This window comes from Enterobacter mori LMG 25706 (assembly GCF_000211415.1).
Classification (GTDB): Bacteria; Pseudomonadota; Gammaproteobacteria; order Enterobacterales; family Enterobacteriaceae; genus Enterobacter; species Enterobacter mori.
On sequence record NZ_GL890775.1, the window covers coordinates 281,952 to 298,425 of the forward strand.

General features: G+C 54.3%; 13 protein-coding genes, 2 tRNA genes and 1 pseudogene. 11 read left to right on the forward strand and 5 right to left on the reverse strand.

Annotated elements, in window-relative coordinates; genetic code table 11:
- Positions 1-38 precede the first annotated feature (38 nt).
- From fimZ to ENTMO_RS0106390, 3 genes are all read right to left on the reverse strand, one after another.
- Positions 39-671: a fimbria biosynthesis transcriptional regulator FimZ gene (fimZ, locus tag ENTMO_RS0106380; protein ID WP_010428271.1), complete on the reverse strand. Its 633-nt coding sequence runs from the start codon at positions 669-671 to the stop codon at positions 39-41.
- An 810-nt stretch (positions 672-1,481) separates the two neighbouring features.
- Complete coding sequence (locus ENTMO_RS0106385; RefSeq protein WP_010428273.1) at positions 1,482-2,198, reverse strand: helix-turn-helix transcriptional regulator; 717 nt, start codon at positions 2,196-2,198, stop codon at positions 1,482-1,484.
- 24 nt (positions 2,199-2,222) lie between these two features.
- Positions 2,223-2,921 carry an EAL domain-containing protein gene (locus ENTMO_RS0106390; RefSeq protein WP_010428275.1) on the reverse strand — a complete coding sequence of 233 codons (699 nt, stop codon included), beginning with the start codon at positions 2,919-2,921 and terminating at the stop codon, positions 2,223-2,225.
- 278 nt (positions 2,922-3,199) lie between these two features.
- Here ENTMO_RS0106390 and ENTMO_RS0106395 point away from each other — a divergent pair.
- From ENTMO_RS0106395 to pheP, 11 genes are all read left to right on the forward strand, one after another.
- Positions 3,200-3,276 (forward strand) — tRNA-Arg (locus tag ENTMO_RS0106395).
- A 284-nt stretch (positions 3,277-3,560) separates the two neighbouring features.
- Positions 3,561-3,636 (forward strand) — tRNA-Thr (locus tag ENTMO_RS0106400).
- Positions 3,637-3,715: 79 nt separating this feature from the next.
- A complete protein-coding gene (locus ENTMO_RS0106405; RefSeq protein ID WP_010428277.1) occupies positions 3,716-4,546 on the forward strand; it encodes a CPBP family intramembrane glutamic endopeptidase in 831 nt (276 codons plus the stop codon).
- Between the two features lie 97 nt (positions 4,547-4,643).
- Complete coding sequence (gene uilS, locus ENTMO_RS0106410) at positions 4,644-5,504, forward strand: UilS family quorum-quenching N-acyl-homoserine lactonase (protein ID WP_010428278.1); 861 nt, start codon at positions 4,644-4,646, stop codon at positions 5,502-5,504.
- A gap of 329 nt (positions 5,505-5,833) precedes the next feature.
- Entirely contained in the window at positions 5,834-6,850 is a 1,017-nt protein-coding gene (locus ENTMO_RS0106415) for an iron ABC transporter substrate-binding protein (protein ID WP_010428279.1), read from the forward strand.
- A 24-nt stretch (positions 6,851-6,874) separates the two neighbouring features.
- The gene (locus ENTMO_RS0106420) at positions 6,875-8,449 is read left to right on the forward strand and encodes an ABC transporter permease (RefSeq protein ID WP_010428280.1); all 1,575 of its coding nucleotides are present in this window, start codon (positions 6,875-6,877) and stop codon (positions 8,447-8,449) included.
- A gap of 1 nt (position 8,450) precedes the next feature.
- A complete protein-coding gene (locus ENTMO_RS0106425) occupies positions 8,451-9,482 on the forward strand; it encodes an ABC transporter ATP-binding protein (RefSeq protein ID WP_010428285.1) in 1,032 nt (343 codons plus the stop codon).
- Between the two features lie 150 nt (positions 9,483-9,632).
- A complete protein-coding gene (gene yahO / locus ENTMO_RS0106430; protein ID WP_010428286.1) occupies positions 9,633-9,908 on the forward strand; it encodes a DUF1471 family periplasmic protein YahO in 276 nt (91 codons plus the stop codon).
- A 215-nt stretch (positions 9,909-10,123) separates the two neighbouring features.
- Complete coding sequence (locus tag ENTMO_RS0106435; RefSeq protein ID WP_010428288.1) at positions 10,124-12,307, forward strand: TonB-dependent receptor; 2,184 nt, start codon at positions 10,124-10,126, stop codon at positions 12,305-12,307.
- 126 nt (positions 12,308-12,433) lie between these two features.
- A complete protein-coding gene (locus ENTMO_RS0106440) occupies positions 12,434-14,407 on the forward strand; it encodes a PhoX family protein (protein WP_010428290.1) in 1,974 nt (657 codons plus the stop codon).
- A gap of 102 nt (positions 14,408-14,509) precedes the next feature.
- The gene (pheP, locus tag ENTMO_RS0106445) at positions 14,510-15,898 is read left to right on the forward strand and encodes a phenylalanine transporter (protein ID WP_010428292.1); all 1,389 of its coding nucleotides are present in this window, start codon (positions 14,510-14,512) and stop codon (positions 15,896-15,898) included.
- Positions 15,899-16,023: 125 nt separating this feature from the next.
- Here pheP and ENTMO_RS0106450 read toward each other — a convergent pair whose 3' ends face one another.
- Both ENTMO_RS0106450 and ENTMO_RS26470 read right to left on the reverse strand, forming a co-directional pair.
- Complete coding sequence (locus ENTMO_RS0106450) at positions 16,024-16,323, reverse strand: helix-turn-helix domain-containing protein (protein ID WP_010428293.1); 300 nt, start codon at positions 16,321-16,323, stop codon at positions 16,024-16,026.
- Positions 16,311-16,442, reverse strand: a pseudogene (locus tag ENTMO_RS26470) (type II toxin-antitoxin system RelE/ParE family toxin); the annotation flags it as partial. The pseudogene ENTMO_RS26470 and the gene ENTMO_RS0106450, both read right to left, overlap by 13 nt.
- Positions 16,443-16,474 lie beyond the last annotated feature (32 nt).

A 16,474-nucleotide genomic window follows, 5' to 3' on the forward strand; every position in this document is an offset into this window, starting at 1 on the left:
CCCTGCAACTCACTTAAGTTGCGGGGAGTGATTTCAGTTTATAGCAGTTCGTGTGCCTTCGCGTAATCTATTAATTCCACAATGCTCTGTACGCCGAGCTTGGAATAAATATTGGATTTGTGCGCGCTAATGGTTTTGTTGCTTAATAGCAACTGCTCCGCAATCTCCTTATTGGATAATCCATTCGCCAGATAGCGTAACACCGTGACTTCGCGATTCGATAATGGCATATCCGGCGTGATACCTTTCCCGGAGCCCAGATGATTTATAAAGTTCAGCGTTTCTGACGGGAAAAAAGAATAGCCCATCAGTATCATTTCCACCGCGTTGTAGATCTCACCCAAATCTTTTCGCTTGCTGACAAAGCCATTGGCCCCTGCGCGAATGGCGCGTCCCGCGTAAAACGACTCTGATTTTGACGAGAGGAACAGAACCTTGATGTCTTTGTTTAGGTTTCTGATTCTCTTAAGTAATGAAAATCCATCGGTTCCCGTCAGTTCGATGTCCAGGATAACCAGATCGATGGGGTGGTTGCGAATACAATCAAGCACTTCATGGCTATCGCCAGACTTGAGTTTGACTATGATATTTTTATTTTTCTGTAGCAGGACTTCTATCGACATTCTGACAATAGGGTGTTCGTCCATAATGATAACGGATGCCGGTTTCATTTTTAATGCCTCAGATTGTTAAAAGCGTTATGCGGAGTTTTGTTCAAACTCTCGAAATGCCGGAAGGATATAGATGGTGATCCTTATACGGTAGTAATTCCCTGGAAAGAGCGAAAGCATCCTTGTTAACGTAGCGAGTAAATTAATGCCTCAGCGCGGTTATCTCATTTGGCTGGTGTGGCAAAAAGGTTTTTCTTATTCATATTTGCAACGCATCTTATTATACCGTGTAAGTTTTCTCCGAAAACCCTGTAAATTAATCCTGGTCCATTGCTTTGTATTATCTTCTGGATCTGAATCGCTATTATTTTAAATTTAGCGCAAATGTCCTGCTATTCCATTTACCACATTTTTTCATCTTTATGTAATAACAAAAAATGACATATATCACTTTGTGTTAATTAATTGTTAACAAAACGAGATGGGGAAAGTGGTGCGGTGCTTTCACAGCAAGCGCAAAAAAACGGCACAACAGGTGGTAAAACCTTCAACTGAAAGCGCGTGGCGACCGGCGGAAAAAAGCTAAACTGAGCAGCAGGATATGCTGCAGTATCCTGCACTCGCGCCTGGCCGGTACAGATAAACTGCTTGTTTTTACATCATTATCATATTTTTAACGGACTCCTGGAGAGCTTAACGGATGGAGGAAAGTGCTGCTATTACCGTTTTCTGTAATATTTCGCGTGGTTTAAGTGGATGAATTAGGAATAGTTGTAATTTTGAATGAAATGTTAAATTGAAACGAAAATTTAACACAAATAGTAGGTTGTTTCTTAAAGGTCTTTAGGAATGAACGGGTTAATGCCTAAGTCAAAACGTGCATTCTGAGAGATTATTAAGAAGGTGCAGCAATTCCTGGCGGTGGTTTAACCCCAGCTTGGTCAAAATGCAGCCGAGACGATAGATAATGCGGCTATAGGGGTGGTTTTGAATCAGGGCAATCTGACGCAGCGTTTTGCCGCGAGAAAGTTCCTGCAGTATGGGCCATTCGTTGCGCGTGAACCACTCTTTCACCGAGCCTTGCGGCGGCTTTGTTTCCCGCAAGTACTGCTGCAGTGCCGCAGCGGGCAACTGACGTTCAAGTACATGAAAGGGCCCCGCCGCTTTGCAGAACAGGCGAGTATCGTAATCATCTGCCCTGACAAGTAGATGGGGGGTAAGAAAAGGCGGGTAGAGGCTATATCGTCTTAGCTGATCCAGTTTGTCGATCAGAGCCGTGGCGCGGCTGTCGATATCGACCACCAGACGCGCGGAGGGCCACTGATTCACCGCGCTTAAGGCATCTTCCAGCACCGGATAGTCAGAGCAACAGCTTAGCGGGAAATTCCCGTTCAGCATTCCGGTGCGCAGGTAATGATCTTCCGTGACCAGAATGATAAACGGGGCGTCAGTTTTATGGGTCAGGCTGGTGGACTGGCTCAAAAATTCGAGTCGGTCAAAGAAGGGGGGAGCAAAAGGCGAGCGTGTAAATCCCAGTGCGTCACTTCCTGTACGACGCCGACGGTAACGGCGCACTGTCATTCCCATGGCCTCCCTCCTGGAGATGGCTGTTTAATCCTCCGGCCATGTCCAGGATGGCCAGTAATATCCCTGGCCGAGTTGCGCCCCTGCCTGGCGTGCGCAGGAACGATCCCGTTCAGTCTCAATACCTTCGATAAGCACCTTCCCGGCGAGCCGAAAACAGCGGGAAACCAGTTCCCCCAGCGCAGGGGTGGCGCGCATACGCCAGAAGGTTTCTTTGTCGATTTTTATGCCGCTGAGTGGCAGTGGCCAGGATAAGAAGGGCTGGACAACGCTGTCATCAACGTCATCCAGCCAGATGCGGTGACCCTTTATGGTCAACTGCTTCAGGCGCTGGGCCAGGACTTGCCGCTGTGTATCGGAGAGTGTGAAAATGTCGACAGGGTCGACAATCTCTATATTCAGCGGCGGGCTTCGCAGTTGCAGCAGACGCTGAAAAAGTTCTGGCACCATGAGTACGGTTATCGGCAGATTGATGAAAATATTGTTACAGGCGACCACGTTTTTTAGCACACGAAGCTGCACTTCCAGCAGCATAAGCGACTGTTCTGCCGATTGTTCGCGGAAAAAATCTTCACTTTGCAGCGTGGGTGACAGAACGCTGAGCACCTCAACGCCGATCCTGTGCGAAGAGGCGAGGGCAACGATGGGCTCAAGTTTGATACCGGTGATATCATGAGAAATGTGCTTTAGCCGGGGAGGCGTATAGGTCAGGTTTTGCGCTGTCACTCCATTGTCCTGTTGTCTGTCAGCCTCCAGGCGGCCGGGATACCTTGCACCAGTGTGACGAGGTGGCCTACAGGAAAACAGCAGGCGTTACTTAAAAGCAGCTAAGCCTTTTCGCAGCGGTAAATTCTACGTGGGATGTAGTGAAAATGTTGAAAAAACAGCCTTATTTACAATCAGCTAGCCGTTATCGATACAGATCGGGGAAAAGGCATTGACTCACCTGCCATTGACCGTATAATTCCACGCGTTTCACCACCGCGAAGTTCACGCTTCTCCGTGCGCCCTTAGCTCAGTTGGATAGAGCAACGGCCTTCTAAGCCGTAGGTCGTAGGTTCGAATCCTACAGGGCGTGCCATTTAGTATCAGGCGTTTACGCCAGCCAATTCTTTCCCTGACCTACCCCCCCCTGCCGATCCTTCACTCTGCGCCTGATTTTACCCGTTGAATTTGCATGGTTAATTCCAGGTGTGTATCATTTTGCTCCCGGCCCTATAGCCTGTCGGTGAGAACGTTTGTTCCGCCATCGACCGGTCATTGGTATCGTTCCAGCAAGGGCCACCACACCGCCACTAGCTCATCGGGAAGAGCGACAACCAGGATGTTGTAGTACGGGGTTCGAGGCTCCGGTGGCGGACCAACGCCGACTTAGCTCAGTAGGTAGAGCAACTGACTTGTAATCAGTAGGTCACCAGTTCGATTCCGGTAGTCGGCACCATATTTATGGCTTCCCCGCGGGACGCCTGCGGCACGACATTCCTTTTCACTGTTGTACATGCCTGTCATGAAGGACAAATATGTGGTATCTACTCGCAACATCGCTTGCCGCGCTTTCCCTTAATAAAAGTCTGGCTTACCTGATGCTGGGGTTAACGGCATTTTTCGGCTGGAAAGAGAGCATTCTTGATGCCCCGGCGCTGCTGGTGATTGCATCAATCGTTATTGGTTGGTCTGTTGTTGAATGGCTACGTAATAACAATAATAAATATACTTATCTGCTCGAAGGCCTGTGCATGGTCATCGCCGTTGCCCTGTTTTTGCATGCGATCCCGGGCTTCCATAACCCCAAAGTGCTGGATGCAGTCGTCGTTGGCCCGCAAAGCATACCGTTCACTATGTACTTTAATATGGACAAGGCGGTGGTGCCGTTCATTCTAATGACGTGCATGCCAACGTTATTCGTAGCAAAACCACTCTATAACGCTGGCAAGGCTGGCTGGGGAATAGTCGTTCTTGCGATACCCGTGCTGTTACTTCTTGCTGTTGCATTGGGCGGGCTGAGAATTGAGCCACATGCGCCAGAATGGTTCGCTCAATTTGCCCTTGCGAATATTTTCTTCGTCTCTTTGGCTGAGGAAGCCTTGTTCAGAGGCTACCTGCAGCAACGCTTGTCCAGGATTCTTCATCCTGTTGTCGCGCTGTTGATTGCTTCAGTCATCTTTGGGCTGATGCATTATCGCGGCGGTTTACTCCTGATTATTTTTGCCAGCCTCGCCGGTATTATTTACGGCCTGGCGTGGATGTGGAGCGGTAGGCTCTGGGTTGCAACGTTATTTCATTTTGGGCTGAACTGCGTGCATTTATTGTTCTTCACCTATCCGATGTATGCCCCTCACGCGGCGATGTGATGCTTTTTAAAACGGCCAGTTCTTATTTGGATTTAAGTCAAATTTTTATATTGACTGGGCTGATAGGCTTACCCCTCTTCATTAGAGGGATAAATATATGTTTTTGACAACACACACATTAAATAATGAGATAGCCTTAACCTTACGTCAGCCGGACAGGGATGAAAAAGCTCCGGTTGTCGTGCTTTGCCACGGGTTTTGCGGGATACAGGACATTTTACTGCCGCGCTATGCTGAAGCATTTACTCACGCTGGCTTTGCGACTATCACATTTGATTACCGTGGTTTCGGCGAAAGCGGTGGGGAGCGAGGAAGGCTGGTTCCATCAATGCAAATTGACGATATCTGTACCGTTATTGACTGGGCGGAGAAGCATCCCGGGCTGGAAGGGCAGCGTATCGCGCTATGGGGGACGTCGCTAGGTGCCTGCCATGTGTTTGCCGCTGCCGTCGAGCGCCCGCAGGTGAAATGCATCATAAGCCAGATGGGGTTTGCGGACGGTGAAGTGATTGTCACTGGCAATATGGATGATAACGACAAGCAGGGGTTCGTCGCCACGCTTGAAAAGATGGTCGAAAAACGCGAGCGCCAGGGTAAGGAGATGTTCGTCGCCATCACGAAGGTATTGGGAGACGAAGAGTCGAAAGCCTTCTTTGAGGAAAATAAAGCGCACTATCCTGCGATGGATATCAAAATACCTTTCCTTACCGTTTATGAAACGCTTCGCTACAAACCTTACCAGTACGCTGAGAAGGTCAGCTGCCCGACGCTCGTGGTGGTGGCTGGAGACGATACGGTTAATGATCCTCAGCAGGGTATTGCGCTATACGAATCCGTCAGCGCCCAGGACAAGCGGCTCTATACCGAGCTGGGCGCAAAACATTATGATTTATATGATGGTAAGCATTTCGATAACGTCATTACCCAGCAGCTGGAATGGTTAACAAAGCGCTTATAAGCGCTGACTGTTTCCATTTCCACTTCACCCCCGCACTGGCGGGGTTTTTTATACGCGCGGCACGCGCAGAGAAAAATGTTCACCGGTGCGCCAGAATAAATAGAAGGCTAATTAATTTTATTATTTACGGGCTTAAGGTTTTCTTAATCTTTAATTAATTCTCCTTTTTAAACTGGATTTTTATCACATGTCATTCCCCTATAAAAAAATTTTCCACTTTTACGTCTAAACTGGATTGATACTAATTATCATTAGCGTTGTTGTATGATTTAATCCTGTCCCACAAAGCTATGAGTGATTACTCCCGTTGGTCTATTAAGGATATGTTCATGAATTCTCGCCTGCTGTCATGCTTCTCGCTTGCCTTGTTGTCTTCATCACTTTTCCTTTCTACACAATCAGTTGCTGCTGATAATAATCAGGGTATCGTTGTGTATAACGCACAGCATGAAAACCTGGTGCAGTCATGGGTTGATGGCTTTACGAAAGAAACGGGAATTAAAGTTACTCTGCGAAACGGCGGTGACAGCGAGCTGGGCAACCAACTGGTTCAGGAAGGCAGCGCATCGCCTGCGGACGTATTTCTGACGGAAAACTCGCCGTCCATGGTATTGGTTGATAACGCTAAATTATTTGCGCCTTTAGATGCCGATACGTTAAAGCAGGTACCCACGGAATTTCGTCCAGCGCACGGTCGCTGGATAGGCATCGCCGCGCGTAGCACCGTGTTTGTCTATAACCCGCAAAAATTAAATGAGACACAGCTGCCAGCATCGCTGATGGATCTGGCGAAACCTGAGTGGAAAGGGCGCTGGGCCGCGTCTCCGTCAGGCGCGGATTTCCAGGCGATCGTTAGCGCAATGCTGGCGCTGAAGGGCGAGCAGGCCACGCTGGACTGGCTCAAGGCGATGAAAACCAATTTCGTTGCTTACAAAGGTAACAGCACCGTGATGAAAGCGGTCAACGCGGGCCAGATTGATGGCGGCGTGATCTATCACTACTACCGTTTTGTCGATCAGTCCAAAACGGGTGAAAACAGCAAAAATACCGAGCTCTACTATTTCAAACACCAGGATCCGGGCGCATTTGTCAGCCTCTCTGGCGGTGGCGTGCTGGCATCCAGCAAGCATAAAGCGCAGGCGCAGGCCTTCATCAAATACATCACCGGCAAAGAAGGTCAGGAAAGCCTGCGTACCAACAACGCCTTTGAATATGCCGTCGGCGTGAATGCCGCGTCCAACCCGAAACTGGTTCCGCTGAAGGATCTGGATGCGCCAAAAGTGGAACCTTCCACGCTCAACAGTAAGAAAGTTATCGAGCTGATGACGCAAGCTGGCCTGCTGTGATCCTGAACGCAAAGTGAATGTCTTATGTCTGGTTTGAGTCTCGGCATCGGTAAAAACCGCGTGCGGAAGCCTGTTCGCAGGCGTCCCGCGCTGCCGATGGTTGCGTTAGCTGTCTTGTTTTCATTACTGGCGCTTCTGCCTTTGGGCTTTATCATTGCCATCGGCATTGAGACCGGCTGGGAAACGATTAAGACGCTGGTGTTCCGCCCGCGGGTGGCTGAGCTGCTCAGCAACACGCTGTGGCTGATGGCGTTAGCGGTTCCGCTGTGCATTGTGTTGGGCGTGGCGATAGCCTGGCTGACGGAGCGCACAATGCTTGCGGGACGAGGCGTATGGTCGGCGCTGGCGGTGGCCCCGCTGGCGATCCCCGCGTTTGTGCAAAGCTATGCCTGGGTAAGCGTGGTACCGGGCATGCATGGCCTCTCTGCGGGGGTGTTCCTCTCTGTACTGGCCTACTATCCGTTTATCTACATGCCGGTTGCCGCGGTGTTGCGCCGTCTCGATCCCACGCTTGAAGATGTCGCCGCTTCGCTCGGATCGCCTCCCTGGCGGGTCTTTTTCCGCGTGGTGCTGCCTCAGCTTAAACTGGCAATCTGCGGCGGCGCGCTGCTGGTGGCGCTGCACCTGCTGGCGGAGTATGGCCTGTACGTCATGATCCGCTTCGACACCTTCACCACGGCCATTTATGACCAGTTTCAGTCCACGTTCAGCGGCCCGGCCGCGAATATGCTGGCGGGCGTGCTGGCCTTATGCTGTCTGGCTATCCTGATGCTTGAAGGCGTCACGCGCGGAAAAACACGCTATGCGCGGATTGGCGCAGGCGCCGCGCGCGAGCAGAAGCGCTGGCCGCTTGAGCCTGCTATGGCGTGGCTGGGACAGCTGCTTTTTCTGACGCTGGTGCTGCTGGCGCTGGGCGTACCCTTAATCGTGTTGTGTCGCTGGATCTGGCTGGGTGGCGTGGAAAACTGGATGAGCGCCGATCTCTGGCACTCGCTGCGCCAGACGCTGATGCTCGGCGTGGGCGGAGCGCTGCTGACGACGGCGTGCGTGATCCCCATCGCGTGGCTCGGGATCCGTTATCCACACCGTATTTTCCGTATGCTGGAAGGGTGCATTTATATTACCAGCTCGCTGCCGGGTATTGTGACCGCGCTGGCGCTGGTCACGGTGACTATCCACTATGCCCGTCCGATTTATCAGACGGAAGTGACGCTGTTCCTCGCCTACCTGCTGCTGTTTATGCCCCGCGCGCTCGTTAACCTCCGGGCTGGCATTGCGCAGGCGCCGGTTGAGCTGGAAAACGTGGCGCGCAGCCTTGGCAGCACGCCCGCTGAAGCATTATGGCGCGTCACCCTGCGGCTGGCCGCACCGGGCGCCGCGGCGGGCGCGGCGCTGGTTTTCCTCGGCGTCAGCAATGAACTGACCGCAACGCTTCTGCTGTCGCCATTGGGAACGCGTACGCTCTCCACCGGCTTCTGGGCTCTCACCAGCGAGATCGATTATGTGGCTGCAGCCCCTTACGCCATGCTGATGATCCTTATCTCACTGCCGCTAACCGCCATTCTATATATGCAGTCTAAAAAAATTGCAGGGCTATGACATGCTTGAATTAACGTCCATTTCGAAATCGTTTTCCGATGCGCGGGTGCTTGATAATGTGAATCTGAGCGTTTCACCGGGGAGCCGAACGGCGATTGTCGGGCCGTCGGGGTCGGGAAAAACCACGCTGCTGCGTATTCTTGCCGGATTCGAAACGCCGGACAGCGGGCGCATTGTCATGCAGGGACGCACGCTGTTCGATGAACACAATTTTGTGCCCGCCCATCTGCGTGGGATCGGTTTTGTCCCGCAGGAAGGGGCGCTGTTCCCACACCTTAATGTGGCTGACAACATCGCCTGGGGGCTGGACGGCACGCGGGATGAAAAACGTCAGCGGGTGGACGCGCTGATGGAGAAAGTCTCTCTGGACAGGCAGCTGGCAACGCACTGGCCGCATGAGATTTCCGGTGGACAGCAGCAGCGCGTTGCGCTGGCCCGCGCGCTGGCTCAGCGTCCGTCAGTCATGCTGCTCGACGAACCCTTTTCGGCGCTGGATACCGGGCTGCGCGCCATGACGCGCAAAGCGACCGCCGACCTGCTGGCGGAAGCTGGCGTGGCCTCGATTCTGGTGACGCACGACCAAAACGAAGCCTTGTCCTTTGCCCCCCAGGTTGCAGTGATGCGCGGCGGGCGCTTCAGTCAGGTGGGTACGCCTTACGAGGTCTACTCCCGGCCCGTTGATGAAGAGACCGCGCTGTTTCTTGGCGATGCGGTGATCCTGCCTGCTCAGCTCTCCAGCGGGTACGCGATGTGCGCGCTGGGTGAAGTGCCCACGGACAATGCCCGTGCGACAGGAGAGGGCAGAGTGATGATGCGCCCGGAACAGCTGCGCGTAACGGCATGCGCCCCGCATGAAAGCCCGATCTCGATTATTGAGGTCGATTTCACGGGCCATTTGTCCACGCTCACCCTTGCCTTAGCCGGGCGACAGGAGCCTGTTGTTCTGAAAACGGTCAGTCAGGCTGGGTGGAACCCTGGCACGGCGGTGCGCATTGATATCGCGGGCGTCGCACGCGTTTTTGAATATTCTTAATATTCGTTAGTTATTTCATGCAATGGGTTGTTATAGAAGAATTTTCCTGAACGTGTGGAATTTCCTGAGATTCTCTACCATGCTCAATACACCTCATCATCGTGTGTGAGGCTTTTCGTAGTTGCTGATTAATCTCAAGGAAAAAAGGTTATGAAAAAAACGACTGCTATTTTGTTGGGAACCGCGTTTCTGTTTACCACTAATGCCTTTGCTGCAGAACTGCTGACGAAAAATGAATTTGAGAAAGTAGAATCACAGTATGAAAAAATCGGTACTGTTAATACTTCAAATGAAGTATCGATTGATGATGCGAAGAAAGAGCTGATTGAGAAAGCAGACAAACAAGGTGCTGATGTGCTGGTACTGACGTCCGGCAATACCAACAACAAAATTCACGGCACCGCCGATATCTACAAGAAAAAATAATGTTATTGCAGCCACCCCCAATGCGGGGTGGCTGTTCTCGTCCTGCGCCTCGTCATCATCCCTCCATTCTGATTAACCTCTTTTCGCGACCAGAAATGCGCGGTTACACTTGATAACGCATAGATAATGCGTATAGTTCTCATTTGCATTGCATTTACACCATTCTAAGGCCCGACCACGGGTCATTTTTGCGCGCACATTTAAACGAGTTAATTATGAACAACACCACAATGCATAAAACGCTGCTGGCGCTTGCCATTGGCGCAGTGACCCATTCCGCTCTGGCGGCGGATGAGAAAAAAGAGGACACCCTCGTCGTCCAGGCTGCGGCGGAGAGTGATTTCACCCCCGGCGGTGACCAGCTGGTGCCCGCCTTCCTCGACGGGCAGGTGGCAAATGGCGGACGCATGGGGATGCTCGGTCAGCAGAACGCCATGGACGTGCCGTTCAACATCATCAGCTACACCTCGAAGCTGGTGGAAGATCAGCAGGCGAAAACCATTGCCGATGTCGTCCCCACCGACGCGGGCGTGCAGTATGTTCAGGGTTACGGCAACAGCGCTGAAACCTTCCGTATTCGTGGCCTGAAGTTCGACGGCGATGACATGACCTTTGGCGGCCTGTCCGGCGTGCTGCCGCGTCCGGTGGTGGATGCCCAGATGGTCGACCGCATTGAGATCTTCAAAGGGGCCAACTCGCTGATGAACGGTGCGGCAAGCTCCGGCGTGGGCGGGATGATCAACCTTGAGCCGAAACATGCGAGCGAGACGCCGCAGGCAAAAGTGGGCGTCGACTACACCTCGGATTCCCAGATTGGCACCACACTGGACGCGGGCCGTCGCTTCGGTGATAACGACCAGTTTGGCGCGCGCGTGAACCTCGTCCATCGGGAAGGGGAAACCGGCGTACCGAATGACCGCCGCCGCACCACGCTGCTTTCCACCGGCCTGGACTACAAAGGCGACCGCTTCCGCACCTCGCTTGACATGGGCTATCAGAAGAAAACCTTCCACGGCAGCCCTACCAGCGTCAATATTTCAGCGGTGGATTTCGTCCCTGAGCCGCCGAAAAATGACCGCAATTTCTCGCAGAAGTGGGCCTACAGCAATATCGAAAACGAATTCGGGATGTGGCGCAGCGAGTACGACATCACCGATGGCTGGACCGCCTATACCGGTCTGGGTGCGCAGCACGCGCACGAGGAAGGGATCTACAGCGCGCCGAAGCTGGTGGACAAGAGCGGCAAGGCCACGGTCAGCCGCCTCGACACCAACCGCATCAGCGACTCCGTCAGCGGGATGGCGGGCATTCGCGGTAACTTTGACACTGGTTTTGTCTCGCACAAGGTCAACGTCGGGTATTCAGCGATGACCAAAAACGAAAAAATCGCGTGGAAAATGTCGGCGGCGGCAGATAACCCGACCACCAACATCTATCACAACACCGGCGTTGATATGCCGGACAGCACTAACTTCAACGGCTTAGGCGGGAAATACAGCGATCCGCTGACCAGCGGGCGTACCCGAACCCAGGGCTGGCTGCTGAGCGATACGCTGGGCGTACTGGACGACAAGCTGCTGTTCACTGCCGGGGCGCGCCATCAGAAGGTGGTCATCCGCGGCTACAACAAAATCACCGGTGCGGAAAACGCGGCGGATGGTTTCGACGGCAGCCGCTGGATGCCCACCTACGGCGTGGTCTACAAGCCGTGGGAGGAAATTTCCCTCTACGCCAACCACACCGAAGCCCTCCAGCCGGGCAAAACTGCACCTAACACCGCCACCAACTACGGCCAGAGCACCGGTATCGTGCACTCTAAGCAGAACGAAGTGGGCGTGAAGGCGGACTTCGGCCGCGTGGGCGGATCGCTTGCGCTGTTCGAAATCAAAATGCCATCGGCAATCCTCGACGACAGCGGCCACTACGGCCTGGACGCCGAGCAGCGTAACCGTGGCGTTGAGCTGAATGTCTTCGGCGAGCCGATGCTGGGTATGCGTCTGAACGCCAGCGCCACCTGGCTGCAGGCCGAGTTGACCAAAACCAAAAACGGCGTCAATCAGGGTAACGATGCGATCGGTATTCCGAATTTCTACGCCGTGCTGGGCGCGGAGTACGACATCAAGCCCGTTGATGGTTTGACGGCGACCGCCCGCGTGAACCACTCCGGCACGCAGTACGCTGACCTGGCAAACACCAAAAAGCTGGACAGCTACACCACGCTGGATCTGGGCATGCGCTATCGCTTCGCGGTGAACCACAATGCAAACCAGATGACCGTGCGCGCGGGCATCGACAACGTGACCAACGAGAACTACTGGGCCAGCGTAGACGATTCCGGCACCTACATCACTCAGGGCGAACCGCGGACCTTTAAGGTCTCGGTTGGCTACGAGTTCTAAGCGTTCCACCTCGTTATCCGGGGCATGGATGCCCCATCCTTCCGTTATCGTGTTATAAAATTGTAACAAAAGCTTCTTACACTGGTCGCCACATTCTTACCTCTTGGCCAATGACAGGAAGCCGCTATGGGCAGACCCCTCAAATCCGTTTTCAAAAAAGAACATCGCGACGAGATCGCTAACCGCAGCGCAAACCCGGTTTTCTCCGAGGTTGCCGAGGTATTCCTTTCCCGCCGCCGTTTTTTGCAGATGGGCGCCGTTGCGGGGGCTGCCGTTTCATTCCCCTTTCTGATCAAACCCGAAAGCGCCATTGCCGCGGTATCGAAGCCTTCCACGCTGGCGAAAGCGGTGTCGCTTGGGTTTAGCAGCATCCCCGTTTCCACGGAAGATACGGTAAGGGTGCCGGAAGGCTATATTGCTCGCCCGTTTTATCGCTGGGGTGACCCGACGGGAATTAAAAACAACATGCCAGCCTTTAAGCCGGACGCCAGCAACACCACGGACGAGCAGGCGGTGCAGGCGGGCATGCACCACGACGGGATGGCGTGGTTTAGCCTGCCGCAGGGAGCGCAAAACCCGGAGCATGGGCTGCTGGCGCTGAACCATGAATACATCGACAACGGAATGCTGTTTACGGACGGCGCCGCGAACTGGAGCCTCGACAAAGTCCGCAAGGGCCAGAACGCGATGGGCGTGTCGGTGGTGGAAGTGAAAAAAACGGGCAGTGAGTGGCAGGTGGTTCGCCCGTCCTCTCTCGCCCGCCGTATAACCGTCAATACGCCGATGGAGCTTACCGGCCCGGCGCGGCATCAGCCTTTAGTGAAAACCGCCGCCGACCCGCAGGGGGAGCGCGTGCTGGGCACCATGCAAAACTGCGCTAACGGCCATACGCCGTGGGGCACCTATCTCACCTGCGAGGAGAACTGGTCGGATATTTTTGTCAAAAAAGCCGATCTTAACCCGCTGGAAAAACGCTACGGCATCAGCGACAGCGACGAGTCCTACCGCTGGAACGAAGTGGATGACCGGTTCAGCGTCGATAAAACCCCTAACGAACCTAACCGCTTTGGCTGGGTCGTGGAGATTGATCCCTACGACCCGACCTCCACGCCACGCAAACACACCGCTCTTGGCCGCTTCAAGCATGAGGGGGCGGCCGTCACGCTCGCCGCTGATAAGCGCGTGGTGGTGTATATGGGTGACGATCAGAAGTTTGAGTACATCTACAAATTTGTCTCGGACAACAAATACGATCCTGCGAACCGTGAAGCGAATATGCAGCTGCTGACGTCCGGCACGCTGTACGTCGCCAGGTTCAACGAGGAGGGGAGCGGCGACTGGCTGCCGCTGATTTTCGGGCAAAACGGCCTGGATAAAAGCAACGGATTTGAAAGCCAGGGCGACCTGCTGATTAAAACCCGCCTGGCGGCTGATGTGGTGGGGGCGACGAAAATGGATCGCCCCGAGTGGATAGCCGTCGATCCGCACGCCAGCGGCAGCGTCTACTGTACGCTTACCAACAACAGCGATCGCGGCAAGGAGGGCAAGGCGCCGGTCGATGCCGCCAACCCGCGCGCCAACAACGTATTTGGTCATATTATGCACTGGCACGAAGACGGGGCCGATCCTGCCGCCGCACGCTTTAAATGGGATATTCTGGTCATGGCCGGGCGTACCGACGGCGACGATCCTAAGGCCAAAGGTTCCATGCAGGGCACGGAATTCGGCAGCCCGGATGGCCTGTCGTTCGATCATCAGGGCGTCCTGTGGATCCAAACCGACGTCTCTTCCAGCACCATCAATAAGAAAGCGTACGAGGGGATGGGCAATAACCAGATGGTCGCCACCATTCCGGGCACCAATGAATACCGCCGTTTCCTGACCGGACCGCGCGGGTGTGAAATCACCGGCATTGCGTTTACGCCGGACAACCGAACACTGTTTATCAATATCCAGCATCCGGGTGAGGGCGGGGATGATATTACCGATCCGGCCAATCCGCGCGCCGTCTCCAACTGGCCAGACGCCAGCCCGAACGGGCGTCCGCGATCGTCAACGGTGGTGATCGTCAAAGCGGACGGTGGGATCATCGGGTCGTGACCGTTATCTGCCGGGTGCATACAGTGGCCCGGCGTTAAACTTGCTACCTCCAGCATGAAGTGTTAAAACGTGCCCCTTCTAAAAAAGAGACAGGGGTAGGGCGTGAAAGACGCGTCATCCGCTTCAGGCCATGGTAGCGCTGAAGCTTCGTCGGATCAGAATCCGACGCTGCAACGTGGTTTGCAAAATCGACATATTCAGTTAATTGCCCTTGGTGGCGCGATCGGTACCGGGCTGTTTCTCGGCATCGGCCCCGCCATTCAGATGGCGGGCCCTGCGGTTCTGCTGGGTTACGCTATCGCCGGGATTATCGCCTTCCTGATCATGCGCCAGCTTGGCGAGATGGTCGTTGAAGAGCCGGTTTCAGGCTCCTTCGCGCACTTTGCTTATAAATACTGGGGCCCGTTTGCAGGCTTCCTGTCCGGCTGGAACTACTGGGTCATGTTCGTGCTGGTCGGGATGGCAGAGCTGACCGCCGCGGGCATCTACATGCAGTACTGGCTGCCGGACGTGCCAACGTGGATCTGGGCAGCAGCCTTCTTCATCATTATCAACGCCGTTAACCTCGTCAACGTGCGCCTGTATGGCGAAACCGAGTTCTGGTTTGCGCTGATCAAGGTGCTGGCGATTATCGGCATGATCGGCTTTGGCCTGTGGCTGCTGTTCTCCGGTCACGGCGGCGAGCGGGCCACAATCGACAACCTGTGGCAGCACGGCGGCTTCCTGGCAACCGGCTGGAAAGGGCTGATCCTCTCGCTGGCGGTGATCATGTTCTCCTTCGGCGGGCTGGAGCTGATTGGCATTACCGCGGCTGAAGCGCGCGACCCGCAAAAAAGCATTCCGAAAGCGGTCAACCAGGTGGTGTACCGTATTCTCCTGTTCTATATCGGTTCGCTGGTGGTGTTGCTGGCGCTCTATCCGTGGGTGGAGGTGAAATCCGATAGCAGTCCGTTCGTGATGATTTTCCACGATCTGAACAGCAACGTGGTGGCCTCGGCGCTGAACTTCGTCATTCTCGTGGCGTCGCTGTCGGTCTATAACAGCGGGGTTTACTCCAACAGCCGCATGCTGTTTGGCCTCTCGGTGCAGGGCAACGCGCCGAAGTTCCTCACCCGCGTCAGCCGTCGCGGCGTGCCGGTCAACTCGCTGTTCCTTTCCGGCGCGATTACCTCTCTGGTGGTGCTGATCAACTACCTGTTGCCGAAACAGGCCTTTGGCCTGCTGATGGCGCTGGTGGTCGCGACGCTGCTGCTGAACTGGATCATGATCTGCCTGGCGCACCTGCGCTTCCGCGCGTCGATGCGCCGCAAGGGACGCGAGACGCAGTTTAAAGCGCTGCTCTACCCGGCGGGGAACTACATCTGCATCGCGTTCCTGGGGCTGATTCTGGTGCTGATGTGCACCATGGATGAGATGCGCCTGTCCGCGATGCTGCTGCCGGTGTGGGTGGTGTTCCTGTTTATTGCATTTAAGCTCTCGCGCAAAAAGTAGCGCGGTTTTCTCCCTCTCCCTGTGGGAGAGGGCCGGGGAGAGGGCACCAGACCGCACCAAACCAGACCGCACCTGCCTTCACGCCCGGTCAGGCGAAGCCGCCACCCGGCTTTGAACATGCAATATTAAATCTCAAACGCTATCCGTTTCCCATTCGGTAACGTCACATCAATGCTCATTTCACCGCCGAGCGCACTAACGTAGCGTTTGAGCGTTGAAAGCCGGGGATCGTTTCCCGGCTGTTCGATTTTCGCTACAGTGGGTTGTTTTACCCCCATTGCCTCGGCCAGTTCTGTCTGAGAAACCTTGAGCTCTTCCCGCAGTTGGTTCAGGGCCACAATTCTGCGCATCACGTCAACTTTAGCCGCAATACGCTCCTGACTTTCCGCGCTCTGTTGCGCCATGAGTTCTTTTAGCGTTGCCATATGGCCTCCTTATCCGCCAGATGTCTGCTGTACTCAACGTCAGCCAGCGTAATCATTTCTTTATAAAACCGTTTTTGATTGCAACCGGTTTTGTCCCCAGCACAGAGCACAGTAGCTTCCTCGCTGTTTTAATTTATAGCCTATTGGCTAT

What these genes read in the sequence shown, in the direction of transcription:
- fimZ (WP_010428271.1), bottom strand. Translation starts at nt 671, where the DNA reads ATGAAACCGGCATCCGTTATCATTATGGACGAACACCCTATTGTCAGA.
- ENTMO_RS0106385 (WP_010428273.1), bottom strand. Translation starts at nt 2,198, where the DNA reads ATGGGAATGACAGTGCGCCGTTACCGTCGGCGTCGTACAGGAAGTGAC.
- ENTMO_RS0106405 (WP_010428277.1), top strand. Translation starts at nt 3,716, where the DNA reads ATGTGGTATCTACTCGCAACATCGCTTGCCGCGCTTTCCCTTAATAAA.
- uilS (WP_010428278.1), top strand. Translation starts at nt 4,644, where the DNA reads ATGTTTTTGACAACACACACATTAAATAATGAGATAGCCTTAACCTTA.
- ENTMO_RS0106415 (WP_010428279.1), top strand. Translation starts at nt 5,834, where the DNA reads ATGAATTCTCGCCTGCTGTCATGCTTCTCGCTTGCCTTGTTGTCTTCA.
- ENTMO_RS0106420 (WP_010428280.1), top strand. Translation starts at nt 6,875, where the DNA reads ATGTCTGGTTTGAGTCTCGGCATCGGTAAAAACCGCGTGCGGAAGCCT.
- ENTMO_RS0106425 (WP_010428285.1), top strand. Translation starts at nt 8,451, where the DNA reads ATGCTTGAATTAACGTCCATTTCGAAATCGTTTTCCGATGCGCGGGTG.
- yahO (WP_010428286.1), top strand. Translation starts at nt 9,633, where the DNA reads ATGAAAAAAACGACTGCTATTTTGTTGGGAACCGCGTTTCTGTTTACC.
- ENTMO_RS0106435 (WP_010428288.1), top strand. Translation starts at nt 10,124, where the DNA reads ATGAACAACACCACAATGCATAAAACGCTGCTGGCGCTTGCCATTGGC.
- ENTMO_RS0106440 (WP_010428290.1), top strand. Translation starts at nt 12,434, where the DNA reads ATGGGCAGACCCCTCAAATCCGTTTTCAAAAAAGAACATCGCGACGAG.
- ENTMO_RS0106450 (WP_010428293.1), bottom strand. Translation starts at nt 16,323, where the DNA reads ATGGCAACGCTAAAAGAACTCATGGCGCAACAGAGCGCGGAAAGTCAG.